Raw genomic sequence first — 14,350 nt, 5'->3', positions numbered from 1 at the left:
TTCATTATGAAATCAAAATTATTTTTTTTAATAGTATTATTGTTGAGTGTGGAATTACTTTCACAATCAAATAATGATACAATAAGAACAGTTAATATCCCAGAGGTGATAATAACTAAGAATAAAACAACAAAGACGGAAAAAAAACTTAAAATTAAATGGCTACTAAAAAAAGATGAAGAATTATTAACGTATATAAAAAATGAAATGGAAACAAATCAAGATATTAGAGAAATCATTTTTAGAGTAGCAAATATATCGAAAAAAAAGAGTTCAATAAAATTCGTAATTTACTCTTCAAAAGATAATTTAGCAGATAAAGAGATTTACTCTAAAGAAATTGTATTAAATCCAAAAGAAGAAGCAAATAAAATTTCATTCATAAACAAAAATAAACTGATGAAAAAGGATGGCATTTTTATTGGGTTTAGATTTTCAGAAAGAATTGATAATAAAGGTGTTTACGTATATACAGAAACATCAAAAAATCAACCAATGACATACATTAGAAAAGAGCAAAAATGCACACTATTTTTTAATGAAAATAGTTTTTTACCAGAAAAATATAGAAAAATCAACATATATCTCAAAATAAAATGAAAATAATGAAATATTTTTTAGCATTTAGTTTCTTTGTTCCTTGTAATAAATCAGAAAAACCCATAATCATTTGACTGAAGATAATGAGTTAAAAAAATATGAAAATTTTAACAAGCAAGAATTGAGTAAAATTGATTTGGAGGCTTTTTATGATTTAGACACTATTAAGACAAACATTCTTAAACAAAACATTCCAGTAAAAAATATTGGTGAAAAAGTTATTAAAAACATATATATTAAAACGACTTGTGATTGTACCACAACAAATAATTATAAAAAAGTATTACAACCCAATGAAACCGACACATTAAAAATTGTAATTAATATTTCAAAAGAAAAAGGATATTTCTCAAAAAAAGTAATAGTCTATGGCACATTTTATCCATATAAAAGGGTTATTGAAATTATTGGTTACAGAAAATAAAAAAACATCGTGCAACATCGGTTTCGCAAAAGAGGGGGTGAAGTTCCCTTGCGTTGAACTTTTTGCAATATTTAGTCGCAAAAAACCATTTTCTTTTACAAATTTTTGTATTTTAGCAAAAGAAAAATGGTTTTTGCTTAGTTTTGTGTTTATAGAAAGTTTCGTCTTTCTTATCCCAGCCTTCGCGAAGCCGTTTTCCGATAATGGAGATCGTATAGAAATAAAACGTTGCTCCGATTGGGTAGAAATAGATTGCCCTGACGACCAAGAAGCAGCAGCGCCAATGGTATAAAAACAAAGACAAGTAGAACTACTTGCCTTTATTAATTTATTCAATGTCATTCACTATATTAATCACTATATTATGAGAGTAATCGTCGTCTATTTCATATTTTTTGTTTCCGCTTTATCATTTGGACAAACCAAAAGGTTTTACTACGAAGCTGCATTTAAACCCTATACAGACTATAATGTTAAAGAAAGTGTGGTACTGGACATTAATAAGGACTATAATTATTTTTATAGTGCTAAATATCTTTTGGCAGATTCTTTAAATAACAAGAATAGAACAACGAATTCCGTAAGGCCCAAATTTAATGATATTGTAAAATGGATAAAAAAAGATGATATTTTTGAGTTTGTAGGGAATCTTTCTCCCAATTACTATTTCTATAAATCGAAAGTATCATTGGAATGGAAATTAGAGGAGGATAAAAAAAAGATAGGAGATTACACTGTCCTGAAAGCAACCACCCAATACGGTGGTAGGAGTTGGGTTGCATAGTTTACTTCGGAAATTCCTCTCCCTTATGGTCCTTATGTTTTTAATGGGCTACCAGGAATGATTTTAGAAGTTTATGACACGGAAGCTCACTACCACTTCACATTCTACAAGAATATTAACCTTTCCGAAGAAGAAGACGCAGAAAAAATAGTAAAAAAATATTTAAACCTACATCATTTTAATATTGAAAAAAAAGATTGGAAGAGAATCTTACTTAACTACTATCTTGATCCTATTCCCGAGTATAAAAGGGGTGATGCCAAGAGAGTTAAAAATGATGGACGGGAATATACTCCACATGAGTATAGAGAACTAGAAAAAAGAATACAAGCAAGGTTGAGAAAGTCCAATCCTATAGATTTAGATGATAAACCAGATTATAAATAACGCTTAAAGTTTTTTTATGAATTTGAGAAGTATAAAAACGATAATTTATTTAATATTTCTAGCTTTTTGTAACATTATCAATACCCAAAAGGCAAAAACCAATCTCCTTAACAAAGGGGGGAAATCTGTCTTGTATTATGACCCCAACCATTCGTTATACATAAAAGAAAGCAAGAAATATGAAACGACTATAAAAAAATAGGGAGTTCAGTTGTATATCCTACAAATACCATAGATAGTATTGCTAACAAACCAAGATTTATCTATTTCAATAATAAAACGAGATTATTTTACAGCAATATCATCAATGATGATATAGAAACTATTTTATTTGATAATTCAACGGTTCGCTGGACACTTACTTCTGAAAAAAAGAAAATTCTGAATTTTAAATGTCAAAAGGCCATAGGCGAATACCATGGTAAAGAATATATTGTTTGGTATACCGAACAATTACCCAATCCTTACGGTCCTTTTAAAATAAATGGGCTTAAGGGTGTGATTCTTGAGGTGTCTACCGCCGATAATCAAATGCATTTAATCGCAGAAAAAGTATCTGACACGACTGATGAAAACAAAATTGATTTTTTCATTTCAAAATATGACCTTTCAAAGTCCATTTCAAAAGAAGACTATCAAAATATATTAGACCAAAGATTAAAGGAGTTTGAAGATAAAATAAACGTCGCACCCCCTGAAGGAAAAAAAATCAGATTTAACAAAAACTGTATTGATTGTAATAAAAGTAATTCCTAACAACAAAAAACAAGCACTTTGGCTTGTTTTTTTGTTACTCAATCCAAATACTTCTTTATTTTTACGAAATCCATCCGCCTTTTGTTTTAGGACGAATGATTTACCAACAAACAGTCTGCCTTTTTATTTAAGGCAGACTGTTTTTCCTTTCAGAAAGATGGTTTTTAATGTTTTTTATTTACTTTTTTCGTAAGGTCCGCACCGCGTGCCCCCCCCCACCTCTCCCCGACACCTGCCATCTTTTTCAACACCATCGCAAACGGGAAAACAGTATTTTTTGAATCATTTTCAATTTCATAAACAAAAACCATCCATCCTTCTATCACTCCGATCCGTTTTTGTATTTTTCAACAACAATTTACATTCCTCTTTGACATTCTTCTATTGCTACGAGCTTTTTTTGTATTTTTCAACAACAATTCACATTCCTCTTTGACATTCTTCTATTGCTACGAGCCGTTTTTAACGGCTTGGGTTAGTGAAATTAACGATTTTCTGAAAAGGCTGAGAAGATTTGTTTTTTAACTTCTTAGGAGAGCCCACCCGCTCCCCGCTCTTGCTAAGAGTGAATGCAACCAAACGCTATAAGTTTAGCAGACCTATATGGAGGGCTTGGGTATGCCGCCCTCTTTTTCTTTACTTATTTTTTCAGATCCATCCGCTCCATTATGGAGCTAAATTCCCCAAACTCCGGCAGTGTGAAACCGCTTTCCTCTTGTCTAAATTTAACAACGGAGGTGTCGAAGGTCTGCCATACTTAAAGAAACGACTCCCCCCAATACAGTTCATTTTTCCTTCCCCATGCCACGCCGTCCAATCCAATTCCTCGTATGATTAGCGTTTTCATTTAGGTCAAATAAAGTAAGCCAATCTTAATTGCGAATGCCCGATGGCGTACAAACACTGAGTTCACGCTTCAGCCTCCCCTCCCTCTATTTACAGACTGTTTCCTTATTTTCGCAATAGCTTTTCAAGCCTTTCATAATCGCCTTCTTGCCCAAAGTTTTCGATGTTTGCAGTCGTTCCTTTAATTTGGTGAGCCATACAGTCGAAACAAATTTTGGCCGTCCCCACAATTTTGTGATCCTTTTTAAATACCAAGATATCACGGTAAACGTAAATACAATCTGTTGACCAATGTTCTGTTGTCGTTTTTTCTACAAAAATGCTATCGATACTTTCAAATTTTGATTGGTCAATAAGCGTTTTCTTATAACCAACTTGGGGCAGCTTTTTTATAAAGTCCAAATCCGAAATGTTTTGGGGAATATCCCCCAAAATAATCCCTACCCTAAATGAATCAAGTTCTGATTTAGAATGATTGTCATACAAATCGCCTATTTTTGATTCGGCAAAGTCGTTTGTGTAATAGTCGATTGCGTCATACGTAAAAAACTTTTTTCCAGTGATTTTTTTGAGCAATCCGGACCCCTCAAGCGCCTTCACTTCACTTTCAGTTGTCGAGTTACAACTCCAAAAAGTCATACAGAAAATGAACTGCAGTATTAAAATTGGTCTCATTGGCTTATGTCATGTTATTAAGATAACCGTATACTAATTCCCACGCAATACCATGCACTATCCCATAAGGTAACCTGCATTTTCGTATTGTTTTAATTTTTAAGTTTATTAATTTTCTTTTACGGTTAAGAAGTTTCAGAATACTCTTTTGGTTTACGTTTTTTATTTAACTTCTAATTTTAAATGCGTGCCCCCCCAGTTGTAAGCAGTTTTTATTTTTTCATTTATTACCACGTTTTTAATTGTCCAACATCAAATGCCCATTCTGGCGTGTATAATTTACCAACAATATTTGAACTATACCAAGGGCTAAGTTTATCATCAGAGTTGTTTTTAAGAATTTGTATTTCTTGTGCAGGCATATAACTTTGGGCAAGCAAGAAAACTTTTTCTCCTTTCTTGTTTTCTGCAACATCTACAATAATTACTGCGTGCCCAGGCGAACCACCCAAAATAAAAACATCTCCAATAGCCATATCTTTGATATTTTTCGAGTGTAAAGATTTTGATAGTGAAAGGGTCCCTGCATAAGTGAAAACAAATTCCATATAGTCTCTAAAATCCTTGTAAGTGTTTGATGATTCTGCGGTCTTGCTCCAAACTGTTTTATTGCCATTTATAATTACCCTATTTCCTTTTGTCCATTCAGTATAGTCCATTTTAAATCCGTTTGTCAGCGTAAAGGAAATTTGGTCGTATGCTTTGATTGAATATAAATACTCACCTCGCAACCGCATAATAGCGTCCGCACATTGTTGTAAATCTCGATTAGAAATTTCCATATCAACAACAGCATCATAAACATTCTTATACTTTATGTCACCATTATAATATTTCACTTTTGTTCCTGCTGGTTTCAATGGAAGATTACGCAAGTAATTCGCAAAAGAATTTTCTTTAACGGGTTTGCGTTGAAATCCATTGGGCGGATTAAACCTCGTTTGTAAAGTCTTTCCCGTTTTGTCAATACTACTTTTGTTGCTAACAGTTGTTGTCGTTTCTGATGTAGTTTTCTTGTCAATTTCTTGTCCGCAACTGCTTAATGTTATGCAAATTAAAAGTAAATATATTAAAATCTGTTTCATCTGTATCATTTTAAAATTTTACCTACAACGGAAAAAGTATTTACGCGGAGCAGCCTAAATTGAACTATTGGTTCAATTTAGACTAACCAAAGCAGATGCTTTTTCAAGGACACTAAGTTAAACAAAATTGTGGAGGAGAAAAGTATAGGTGACCAAATCTTTCGGCTTCTCCAATGTAAACCGAATCTTTATGCTCTTGATTTTTTCCAAACAAAAGATAAATTCCTGTATTAAAAACATCCGAACGATCCTTACAATCCTTAATTTATTTCTGGGAATTTTATAAGCCTTACCCGTCCAGTTTGAAAGTTCGCAAGTCATTTTCCGACACAAAGCCACCAACGGCAGACACGCCCTTCCCCAAGAGTTCACTGCAAAATGTTTTATTTTACCACATTCCCCTTCTTATCAATTTCAAACCAAGTATTCATTTTCCATCTTTCGTGTTCATCCTCCCCTTCCGAACAATCATTGGACACTTTTGCCATGCCTTCATAAAAACTACTCGCACAATCGTATGAGGGCTTAATCACAATTTCCCCTTTACTATTTGCAAAACCATATTTACCATTTTCGGTAATTAAAATCATGCCGTCGGATTCTCCTACCGGTGTGCCTTCTCCACTCCAAACCGCATTAAACAGCTTTTTTCCTTCTTGTTAATTCCAATCAGCTTCCCTTCCGCCGTAAGTACAATGGCATAATTTCGTACGGTATCGGTAAAGCATCTTGTATATTTATCTAAGGGGACCACCGTATCTCCTTTAGCATCGATATAGCCCGAAGTATATGCGAATACATCCGAGTGCCTTGAAACTTGCTCATCATTTTGAATCAAATACCAATCTGTATTCGTTTTTTTACAACCGATGCAAAGCCAAAATACAAACTGGAAAACAATAATTTTATTCATTTTTCACTATTGGGAATAATCATCATTAGTGTTTCAGGGCTTTACGTTCGGGCGAGCTTCCGAAGCCGAAACGTTCAGCCAATATACAAATTTTAATAGAAGTACAAAACTTGAGTTTTGCGCTGCGGACCGCCTGACGCCTCCTCCCTTATTAGCTGTAGTACTTTTATTTTTCCCATTTACTATACTCAATAACATCTCTAAATAAATCAATTTTCAAATCAATTTCTATCTCTTTATTTTCAATTTTAGTTGTTATTTTTCGTGTATAATATTCTGGATATTTGACGTTAAAAAATATTCTGGAGGATATGCTTTGTCATATGCTATGTTACTTTCATTTTCATCTTTTAATTCTTTGTAATTTTTCGATTGTACAATTTGGTCAATTAATCTTAATTTATCTTCGTTAGAAATTTCAATTGTCGTAATTTGACTCTTCCCTAAAAAATTGTCGCTTCCAACACTACCAAGAATTTCAAAGTCATCATTTAGTTGAAAGTTTAGAATATTTAAATCTTTTTTCACATTATTTTTAAAAAAGTAAACCTTGTAATAAATATCAAAAAAAGGATAGCTCAACAATAGAATAAGTATTATTGATATTATTTTTCCAATGGTATATTTTTTTAGGTCTTTACGCCATTGGGTCATATCTATTGCTGCTCCAAAAAATAATCCTCCGTTATTGGTATTCATTGTAAGTTATTAGTTTACTTACAAATTTACTTTAAGTAGAGGATGGTTAAAATAGCAAAATCAGTGTGTTATGCAGAAAAATTAAGTTTTTGATTTTAAAAGCGTGTTTTAAAGTATAGGCATAAAAAAACACTCCTATTTTTAGGAGTGCTTGAGTAGATAGTTTATTACTGTTTATTTAGCCAACACTTTTTTTACTTCAGGCATAGCAAAGAACTCTTGAAAGTAAGTTTTCTCATTATCATTTATAGGGCAATAAAAATCGTTTCCTCTTCTTTTAACTCTAATTGCTAATACTTCGTTTTTCGTTAGTTTGTCTATTTGTTCTTTAGTTAATTTAAAAAATGATATTTTTTCATCTTGACTTATATCTGAATTAGAATTTAACCTTAGTAATTCTTTAGCTTTAAAAAACTCTTTATCAAAGTAATAAAAAACTAATGTTGTACCATACCCGCCTTCTCTTGTACTGTTGTTTGAAGATAATTGTATCTCATTATTACTTGTAATTGAAGGGGTTATTTTTACGAAATCGGAGTCTTCGTTTTTTGCGACAAATTCCCTATCTAAGATATATGAACCATATATGTGTATTAATTCACTTTTAGGCAATCTTATTTTAGATGATAATTCTCGGTCAATTTCTCCATTTACTAAATAAAAAACATCTTCGTTTTTTCTATCTAATTCACTTCCAAACATATTTTTTACAGAATAAAACAACGATGTTTTAACTTCAAAAACTTCTTCTATTGGAGTTTTAGTGTCGTAATATTCTAAATCTTTGACTGATGAGAACTTAATTGTAATTTTATTAGGGGTATATGAAGTAGATTCACCTGTATTTTTTTTTGTTTCATTTGATATTTCATTTGCTAATTTTATGAAGGTGTTTTCATCAACTTTGTTCTCAATACAATTACAGTTATATTTAACCGTAACATCTTCCTCTTTTCCGTTTTTTAATGTTATTTCGCCTTTGTTTTCAAATTGTTTTTTACAAGATACTATTAGAATACTCCCTAAGAGTAGAATAAATGCTTTTCTCATAATATAATTACTTTTCACAAAAATACACTAATCATTTTAGATAGAGAAATTAGTTTTTGGTGGGCTTTTCATCAATCTATCCAATCTTTTTATCGTTGTGAATTGCTTTCAAAATTTGCTATCTCTGTGATACTTCGCAACTCATCTAAATAGTTCATTGTTTTTTTCTTTGTTGTGAATTGCTTTCAAAATTTGCTATCTTTGTGATACTTCGCAACCTCAAAAACAAACCCATTGATAAACAATGGGTTTTGTGTTTTTGTGAGGCGGAAATTGCTTTTTATTAGTTGTTATGATATTTTTATGTAATAAGCCTATCTATTGAGAATAAAAAAACCTCAGAATAAATCTGAGGTATACTTATTTTTTTTGAGTGCAGCACTAAAGCATTAAATAATAATGAATAGTGGGACACTTTTGATAATGCAAATTTACAAAATTATTTTATATACACAAGATAGTTTTATTAAAAATCAAATCCTATACTTAATTTTGTTCTGAATAATATCATATACATCGGTATCTTTATTACGATACTCATCAAATAATTTATCCAATTCTTCTGAAAGTTGCTTTGACCTATTTTCAGAAATTTGTTCCAAAATAAATATAATAATCTTTATACAAGAATCTAAACAATGTCTGTCGCTATCATTAAATTCATAAAATGGCAATTTTGGAATGCCATATGCATATCGTAAATCAAACATAACTCCACCGTGTGCACAATAATTTCTAACAAACACAATGGTATCAATAAGTTTAGTAAACTTATCAAAATTATTTACTTTGTATAATTTTGAAATTCTCTCCTTTATATCATTATTTAGGAGAGACTTGTATATTTTTAAATTTGTTCCAAAAGTAAAATATTCTAATGTTTTCCAAGCTGGAGCATATTTATCATTGAGATTATTTTTATGATGTTTCGCTATTACTTTATTTTTAGCTATAAAATCATCATTGTAGAAATAATCAAATTTTTCAATAAAATCTTTTGAAATTACCTTTGGGTGAATAAACCAAGTGGGTGTTGATTTATACTTATTTGAACAGTAGTAAACAAGTTTCGTTCTGAAGTTGATTTCAATTCTATTGATATATTTTATAAGCAGATGCCTTAAGTCTACATCTAAATAATAAAGATTTAAAATTGTGGAAAACTTAATATTCTCTCTAAGTTTATGAGTTTTTGTATTAGTTTCAAAAGGGTGCCAGTAAAATCCCAAACGATAATAACCTATATCCAACAAGATTTCTTTAACCTTATCCTTGTCTATGTCAAAAATCATTCCCCTTTTTTCTAATTTATCTATTTGTTCATCTATTGACGTTGCTATGCTTCCCATTATTATTAAGTTTTTCATTCTATGCACAAAAATAACTAAAAAATTTGCACAGTAAAAAAATAGTCGTATATTTGCAATGAAATAGCTTTTGATGCTTTGAAGCCCTATGTGTTACATAGGAGGACAGTAGAAGTATTGGGGGCTATTTTATTTTAAGTATAGTTTGATATAAACAACCAGTGTCGGTATGGGTGTGAGAATCTATTTAATGCATCACCATCAATACCAGTACTAATACCGATATTAAAGTTTGGTCGTATTTCTCTAATTAAAGAATTAATGTGTTTGTACAATTTTTCTTTAGCTATGGTTCGCTTCCCTCTACGGCTTTGCCCTTGCAGTTTTTCTTTATGCATATCGTTTAATCTAAACGACATAGAACCTAATACAATATCTAAACATTGCATGAGCATATGTTTTTTAGAATCCACTTCGTAAATAGAATCTTTCTTTATAAAAATGTTACTATCAATAAATTCAGGAAGATATTGAAGTCCGTAAATGTATTTTTTAAACCTATCGTTTTTCTCTTTACTATCAGGTATTTTATCAAAAAATAATTCTACATCAATAGGAATATCTGAATGAATTTCTTTAAATCCAAAAGCATGTTTTATAATAAGTGATATTCATTCTCATGATGCTCTTTAGAAAGACTTTTAGGCGATAGCCTATTATCTGTAAACATAATCCTTATTTTTATTATATTATCTTTTACAAGATTAAATAATACAGATATTATTTCCATATAACTATTTAGAGTAAAGTTGTTTACACTACTCCACTTGAGTTCAGCACCTTCAAGATTTAAATCCTGTAGTTTGCTTTTGAGTAGATTATTAACCCATTCAAAATCTTTTTTATCAATAAGTAAGCCTCCGTAAAAATTGGAGTAAAATTTCCCTCTCTTTAGAGACTCATCACAAAACAAATAAAACCCAGCCATTTAAATAAATTTGAGAACCAGCAAATATAGAAATAGATTACTTTCAAAAAAAATAAAAAAGGCGACTATATATAAATTTACACTAAAATAATTTTTATTTGTGTAATTAACTTCTTACATTTGTGGTATCAAATTTAAGAGTGATGATTAACACAAACTTTAAATCAATTTTAGACTTAATAAAAGCATTTCCAGATGAGCAAACTTGCATAAATCATTTAGAAACTTTGCGTTGGAACGGCAATGTAGTTTCACCATTTGACGAGGGTTCTAAAGTCTATAAATGTAAAGATAATAAATATCGCTGTAAAAACACAGGCAAATACTTCAACGTTAAAACCAATACCATTTTTGATAACACTAAATTAGGGTTGCAGAAATGGTTTCTTGCTATTTATATCGTTACTTCTCACAAAAAAGGTATCTCTTCACTTCAATTAAGCCGTGATTTAGATATTACGCAGAAGTCCGCTTGGTTTATGCTTCAAAGAATTAGAAAATGTTTCGGTATCGAAAATAATAATGAGTTAGATAATGAGGTTGAAGCGGACGAAACATATATTGGTGGTAAAAACAAAAACCGACATTCTGATAAAAAGATTGAAGGTTCACAAGGAAGAAGTGCAAAAGATAAAACGCCAGTTGTTGGAATGGTTGAACGTGAAGGTAAGCTAAACGCTAAAGCCGTTGAGAATGTTCAACACGCAACGTTGAGCCGTGAAATTATTTCTAATGTAAAGGAATCTGCAAAACTTTATACTGACGAATGGCTTGGCTACAAAGGCTTGGAAAGAATATATAACCATAGCATTGTAAAGCACAATCAATCTGAATATGTTGAAGGCAGAATCCACACAAACACTATTGAAGGTTTTTGGTCTCTACTAAAACGTGGTATTGTTGGTATTTATCACTTCACTTCTAAAAAGCATTTACAGAAAATATGTAGATGAATTTGTATTTAGATATAATACAAGAAATCAAACAACCGAAAACAGATTTAATCTTCTGCTTTCAAACATTAGTGATAATAAATTAACATACAAAATATTAATACAATGAGTAAAAAACTATTAAAAGCTACCCATCAAGGCGAGTTAGACTTAAATGGATTTAAAATTTCGTCAGCGGTATTAGAGGATGGAACAAGAGTGTTAGTTAATAGAAGTTTAGCATTAGCTTTTGGTATTAAAGGGTCTGGTAACTATTGGGCTAAAAAGAAAGAGCAGAAAGGCGCTTTACTTCCCGAATATCTTTCAGCCAAATATTTAGAGTCGTATATATCGTCAGAACTTATGTCAAAACTTTCAGAACCAATACCTTACGTTAATAAACAAGGTGTGGAAACAGAAGGTGTTCCTGCTGAACTTTTGTCAGATATATGCGATGTTTATGTAAAAGCTGGTGAAAAAGGCGCTTTTAAAAATAATTCTGAAATTGCCGAAAATGCTTATAAAATATTACTTGCATTTTCTAAAGTAGGTATTATAGCGTTAGTTGATGAAGTTACAGGTTATCAGCATGAAAGAGAAAATGACGAGCTTCAAAAAATATTACATAAGTATATTGCTCCAGAGTTGTTGCCATGGCAAAAGCGATTTCCAGATGTTTATTACAAAGAATTATTTAGACTTAACGGCTGGGATTATACAGTAAAAGGAATACAAAAGCGCCCAGGAGTAATTGGAAAATGGACAAACACTTTAATTTATTCGCAACTTCCACAAGGTGTTTTGGTAGAATTAAAAAAAATAACCCCAAAAAGCGCTGATGGAAACTACACCGCACGATTTCATCAAAATTTAACATTGGATATTGGAGAACCAAATTTAACACAACAGATAAATCAAATTGTAACATTGTTTCAGCTTTCGGATAATATGAAACACATGTGGCAACAGTTCGAAAAGTTAAAAATTAGACAAAGTGGTCAATTAGAATTGCCATTTACTTTTGATGAAGAAGGGCATACAATTGAACCGTTAGATGAAACTAAACTATCTTGTTTCGATAAAAAACTAAAAAAAGGATTAGACTTCAACCCAAAAGATACAGGCGAAGAAAGCGAAAAATAAAATTAAAAAATCCCTTATGAAAGTAGGGGATTAATTTTTTGATAGTTTTGTGTAAACTTGTATGTAGTTACCTTTTTTTATTATAGAAATTGTTAGCCAAAACAAACAACATATTATTAGGACAATTAAAACAATGCATATTAAAACTGGGCTACTTAATCCTACCATAACGTTTTTTTAGTATTACAGCTAACTACTGTATATTCACCTGCCATACACTTTTATTATCCGCCCTTCTTTATTCAATAAAAAATGTTTTCCATCCTTGGTCCACGCCTCCCTCTTATTTTTTTTCAATGCCGTTACCTCTCTAAACTCCTGCCCATACCGGTTTAGATATCCCGACTCTACAACTTCTCCACCCCAAGTCCAATACCGGTCAATCAAACCTTTGGAACCACTTTCTTTAATCACTTGAGAACGGCTTCTCCCATCTTCATAGATCGGTTCACCACCGATTGAATACTCGGAAAGCCCCTCAGAAAAAGGCGTTGCAAAATCGTATTTTGCTTTTATAATTTTTTGACCATCCAAATCAGCAAACCCTATCTTTCCGTTTTCTACGTATCTGAACAGCCCTTCTTCAACATAATCTGGTCCGTTGTCATAAATATACAGCTCTAATATTAGACTGTCATTTTTATCTATTCCAATAAACTCTAAGTCAGCGGTCAACACAATAGCCATTCGACATAACGTATCCGAACCGTCTCGATATTTGGCTTTAATAACGATATTTCCGTCCAACGACTTATAACCTACCAACGCATTACCAGACGTTGAGTCCGTGTAAGCCACCAAACAAGCCTCGTCTTTTTGCCCAAAAACAAAATTCAAAAACAACAATAGCGTTAATGTCAATACCGTCTTCATAGTACCGTGGTTAATTTTCTGTTCGCAAGGCACGAGATACAAAATTCCTCCCGACCTCAACCGGTATTCCCTCGTCAACAATTTTTTTAATATTTTTTCAAACTCTCCAGCTCCTCTCCCTGAAAAAAATCCCGCTCTAACTTTGCCCAATGAAGAAGACTTTGATCCAAATTCCTGCGTAATATTTCAGATTCAAGCACTAAAACTGCCTCGTCGCGCAAGCTCTTACTCTCCTTCTTGGCAAGACGGATAATCTTTTCGTGGGTAAACCCTTTATAGGCTTCCATTAATTCTTCTCTTGTAAGCCTCATTGCAATATTATGCAAGTCCCATTTTCCTATCGTTTCGCAAAAGACAAACGAAATTAAACCCAAACAAAAGCTTTGTTGACAACAATATCATTTCTCCATTATTAGGATTTCCGTACTCCAAGCTTCTCCCAAAATCCCACTTTTTCTATTTTCCTTAAAAAGGGTTTCGATACTTTCTTTTGTTTTAATTTTTTTTTCAAATCATTATTTTCAAACTCTATGGATTTAAATGCATTAGCCTGGTCATGAATTTCGGAGTCCGACCATGTCCCAATACCAAAATCCATTTTTACAGTGTCCTTACTTTTCAAATTATAGCAAATCGTATCTTTATTTCGCCCTTCAATGTTATATAAAGCATGGATTTCATTTTTTGAATCTATCTCAAATTTAACTTTTAAATCGGATTCTCCATTATTAATGATTTTTATGGTATGCGATGGATCACAACTCAAATTAGATAGAACAATACCTAAAATTCCGAAGGTTTTAAGTTGTCGTTTTTTCATTTTACAGCACAGCTTATGAAAAAAAGCAATCCAAATTTGCCAATTGCCGCCTAAAATATTTTCCATTT

At 31.7% G+C, this 14,350-nt stretch carries 18 protein-coding genes and 3 pseudogenes; 7 read left to right on the top strand and 14 right to left on the bottom strand.

Features of this window, described 5'->3' with window-relative positions; translation table 11 throughout:
• The first annotated feature begins 6 nt into the window (after positions 1 to 6).
• The 5 genes and pseudogenes from VQ048_RS08370 to VQ048_RS08350 all read left to right on the top strand — a co-directional run bounded on the left by VQ048_RS08370 (position 7) and on the right by VQ048_RS08350 (position 2,951).
• A complete protein-coding gene (locus VQ048_RS08370) occupies positions 7 to 600 on the top strand; it encodes a hypothetical protein (protein WP_327611239.1) in 594 nt (197 codons plus the stop codon).
• 70 nt (positions 601 to 670) lie between these two features.
• Entirely contained in the window at positions 671 to 1,024 is a 354-nt protein-coding gene (locus tag VQ048_RS08365) for a DUF1573 domain-containing protein (protein WP_327611238.1), read from the top strand.
• On the top strand, positions 969 to 1,316 hold the full coding sequence (locus VQ048_RS08360; RefSeq protein ID WP_327611237.1) for a hypothetical protein: 348 nt from the start codon (positions 969 to 971) through the stop codon (positions 1,314 to 1,316). Before VQ048_RS08365 ends, VQ048_RS08360 begins: the two co-directional genes overlap by 56 nt.
• 72 nt (positions 1,317 to 1,388) lie before the next feature.
• A pseudogene (locus VQ048_RS08355) lies at positions 1,389 to 2,195 on the top strand (GLPGLI family protein).
• A 198-nt stretch (positions 2,196 to 2,393) separates the two neighbouring features.
• On the top strand, positions 2,394 to 2,951 hold the full coding sequence (locus VQ048_RS08350) for a GLPGLI family protein (protein WP_327611311.1): 558 nt from the start codon (positions 2,394 to 2,396) through the stop codon (positions 2,949 to 2,951).
• Between the two features lie 164 nt (positions 2,952 to 3,115).
• On the opposite strand, the gene VQ048_RS08345 is transcribed toward VQ048_RS08350, so the two are convergent.
• From VQ048_RS08345 to VQ048_RS08300, 11 genes and pseudogenes are all read right to left on the bottom strand, one after another.
• Positions 3,116 to 3,277, bottom strand: coding sequence for a hypothetical protein (locus tag VQ048_RS08345; RefSeq protein WP_327611236.1), 162 nt, complete (start codon positions 3,275 to 3,277; stop codon positions 3,116 to 3,118).
• 625 nt (positions 3,278 to 3,902) lie between these two features.
• Complete coding sequence (locus VQ048_RS08340) at positions 3,903 to 4,472, bottom strand: hypothetical protein (protein ID WP_327611235.1); 570 nt, start codon at positions 4,470 to 4,472, stop codon at positions 3,903 to 3,905.
• A 227-nt stretch (positions 4,473 to 4,699) separates the two neighbouring features.
• A complete protein-coding gene (locus VQ048_RS08335) occupies positions 4,700 to 5,557 on the bottom strand; it encodes a DUF4846 domain-containing protein (RefSeq protein WP_327611234.1) in 858 nt (285 codons plus the stop codon).
• 383 nt (positions 5,558 to 5,940) lie between these two features.
• Positions 5,941 to 6,147, bottom strand: a complete 207-nt coding sequence (locus VQ048_RS08330) for a WG repeat-containing protein (RefSeq protein WP_327611233.1) — start codon at positions 6,145 to 6,147, stop codon at positions 5,941 to 5,943.
• Between the two features lie 14 nt (positions 6,148 to 6,161).
• On the bottom strand, positions 6,162 to 6,470 hold the full coding sequence (locus tag VQ048_RS08325) for a hypothetical protein (RefSeq protein WP_327611232.1): 309 nt from the start codon (positions 6,468 to 6,470) through the stop codon (positions 6,162 to 6,164).
• A gap of 255 nt (positions 6,471 to 6,725) precedes the next feature.
• Positions 6,726 to 7,169: a hypothetical protein gene (locus tag VQ048_RS08320; RefSeq protein ID WP_327611231.1), complete on the bottom strand. Its 444-nt coding sequence runs from the start codon at positions 7,167 to 7,169 to the stop codon at positions 6,726 to 6,728.
• Positions 7,170 to 7,343: 174 nt separating this feature from the next.
• Entirely contained in the window at positions 7,344 to 8,219 is an 876-nt protein-coding gene (locus VQ048_RS08315; protein WP_327611230.1) for a hypothetical protein, read from the bottom strand.
• 473 nt (positions 8,220 to 8,692) lie between these two features.
• The gene (locus tag VQ048_RS08310) at positions 8,693 to 9,568 is read right to left on the bottom strand and encodes an Abi family protein (RefSeq protein WP_013447233.1); all 876 of its coding nucleotides are present in this window, start codon (positions 9,566 to 9,568) and stop codon (positions 8,693 to 8,695) included.
• A 152-nt stretch (positions 9,569 to 9,720) separates the two neighbouring features.
• The gene (locus VQ048_RS08305) at positions 9,721 to 9,975 is read right to left on the bottom strand and encodes a hypothetical protein (protein WP_327611228.1); all 255 of its coding nucleotides are present in this window, start codon (positions 9,973 to 9,975) and stop codon (positions 9,721 to 9,723) included.
• Positions 9,976 to 9,996: 21 nt separating this feature from the next.
• Positions 9,997 to 10,113: pseudogene (locus VQ048_RS12950) on the bottom strand (DUF3800 domain-containing protein); the annotation flags it as partial.
• Between the two features lie 68 nt (positions 10,114 to 10,181).
• Positions 10,182 to 10,514 carry a hypothetical protein gene (locus VQ048_RS08300; protein ID WP_327611227.1) on the bottom strand — a complete coding sequence of 111 codons (333 nt, stop codon included), beginning with the start codon at positions 10,512 to 10,514 and terminating at the stop codon, positions 10,182 to 10,184.
• 143 nt (positions 10,515 to 10,657) lie between these two features.
• Between VQ048_RS08300 and VQ048_RS08295 the strand changes: the two are divergent.
• Positions 10,658 to 11,576: pseudogene (locus VQ048_RS08295) on the top strand (IS1595 family transposase).
• Entirely contained in the window at positions 11,573 to 12,589 is a 1,017-nt protein-coding gene (locus VQ048_RS08290) for a P63C domain-containing protein (protein ID WP_327611226.1), read from the top strand. Before VQ048_RS08295 ends, VQ048_RS08290 begins: the two are co-directional and overlap by 4 nt.
• 204 nt (positions 12,590 to 12,793) lie before the next feature.
• On the opposite strand, the gene VQ048_RS08285 is transcribed toward VQ048_RS08290, so the two are convergent.
• From VQ048_RS08285 to VQ048_RS08275, 3 genes are all read right to left on the bottom strand, one after another.
• Positions 12,794 to 13,462 carry a WG repeat-containing protein gene (locus VQ048_RS08285; protein ID WP_327611225.1) on the bottom strand — a complete coding sequence of 223 codons (669 nt, stop codon included), beginning with the start codon at positions 13,460 to 13,462 and terminating at the stop codon, positions 12,794 to 12,796.
• A gap of 86 nt (positions 13,463 to 13,548) precedes the next feature.
• The gene (locus VQ048_RS08280) at positions 13,549 to 13,773 is read right to left on the bottom strand and encodes a hypothetical protein (RefSeq protein WP_327611224.1); all 225 of its coding nucleotides are present in this window, start codon (positions 13,771 to 13,773) and stop codon (positions 13,549 to 13,551) included.
• 101 nt (positions 13,774 to 13,874) lie between these two features.
• Positions 13,875 to 14,348: a hypothetical protein gene (locus tag VQ048_RS08275; RefSeq protein WP_327611223.1), complete on the bottom strand. Its 474-nt coding sequence runs from the start codon at positions 14,346 to 14,348 to the stop codon at positions 13,875 to 13,877.
• Positions 14,349 to 14,350 lie beyond the last annotated feature (2 nt).

Origin of the sequence: Bergeyella anatis (assembly GCF_036016955.1) — a bacterium.
GTDB lineage: Bacteria > Bacteroidota > Bacteroidia > Flavobacteriales > Weeksellaceae > JAYWXI01.
The sequence above is the reverse complement of the archived record's forward strand: the minus strand, read 5'-3'. Positions and strand labels throughout refer to the sequence as shown.

Excerpts from the sequence above, each read along its gene's own strand:
- VQ048_RS08370 (WP_327611239.1), top strand. The coding sequence starts at position 7 with ATGAAATCAAAATTATTTTTTTTAATAGTATTATTGTTGAGTGTGGAA.
- VQ048_RS08360 (WP_327611237.1), top strand. The coding sequence starts at position 969 with ATGGCACATTTTATCCATATAAAAGGGTTATTGAAATTATTGGTTACA.
- VQ048_RS08340 (WP_327611235.1), bottom strand. The coding sequence starts at position 4,472 with ATGAGACCAATTTTAATACTGCAGTTCATTTTCTGTATGACTTTTTGG.
- VQ048_RS08335 (WP_327611234.1), bottom strand. The coding sequence starts at position 5,557 with ATGAAACAGATTTTAATATATTTACTTTTAATTTGCATAACATTAAGC.
- VQ048_RS08330 (WP_327611233.1), bottom strand. The coding sequence starts at position 6,147 with ATGATTTTAATTACCGAAAATGGTAAATATGGTTTTGCAAATAGTAAA.
- VQ048_RS08325 (WP_327611232.1), bottom strand. The coding sequence starts at position 6,470 with ATGAATAAAATTATTGTTTTCCAGTTTGTATTTTGGCTTTGCATCGGT.
- VQ048_RS08320 (WP_327611231.1), bottom strand. The coding sequence starts at position 7,169 with ATGAATACCAATAACGGAGGATTATTTTTTGGAGCAGCAATAGATATG.
- VQ048_RS08315 (WP_327611230.1), bottom strand. The coding sequence starts at position 8,219 with ATGAGAAAAGCATTTATTCTACTCTTAGGGAGTATTCTAATAGTATCT.
- VQ048_RS08310 (WP_013447233.1), bottom strand. The coding sequence starts at position 9,568 with ATGGGAAGCATAGCAACGTCAATAGATGAACAAATAGATAAATTAGAA.
- VQ048_RS08305 (WP_327611228.1), bottom strand. The coding sequence starts at position 9,975 with ATGCAATGTTTAGATATTGTATTAGGTTCTATGTCGTTTAGATTAAAC.
- VQ048_RS08300 (WP_327611227.1), bottom strand. The coding sequence starts at position 10,514 with ATGGCTGGGTTTTATTTGTTTTGTGATGAGTCTCTAAAGAGAGGGAAA.
- VQ048_RS08290 (WP_327611226.1), top strand. The coding sequence starts at position 11,573 with ATGAGTAAAAAACTATTAAAAGCTACCCATCAAGGCGAGTTAGACTTA.
- VQ048_RS08285 (WP_327611225.1), bottom strand. The coding sequence starts at position 13,462 with ATGAAGACGGTATTGACATTAACGCTATTGTTGTTTTTGAATTTTGTT.
- VQ048_RS08280 (WP_327611224.1), bottom strand. The coding sequence starts at position 13,773 with ATGAGGCTTACAAGAGAAGAATTAATGGAAGCCTATAAAGGGTTTACC.
- VQ048_RS08275 (WP_327611223.1), bottom strand. The coding sequence starts at position 14,348 with ATGGAAAATATTTTAGGCGGCAATTGGCAAATTTGGATTGCTTTTTTT.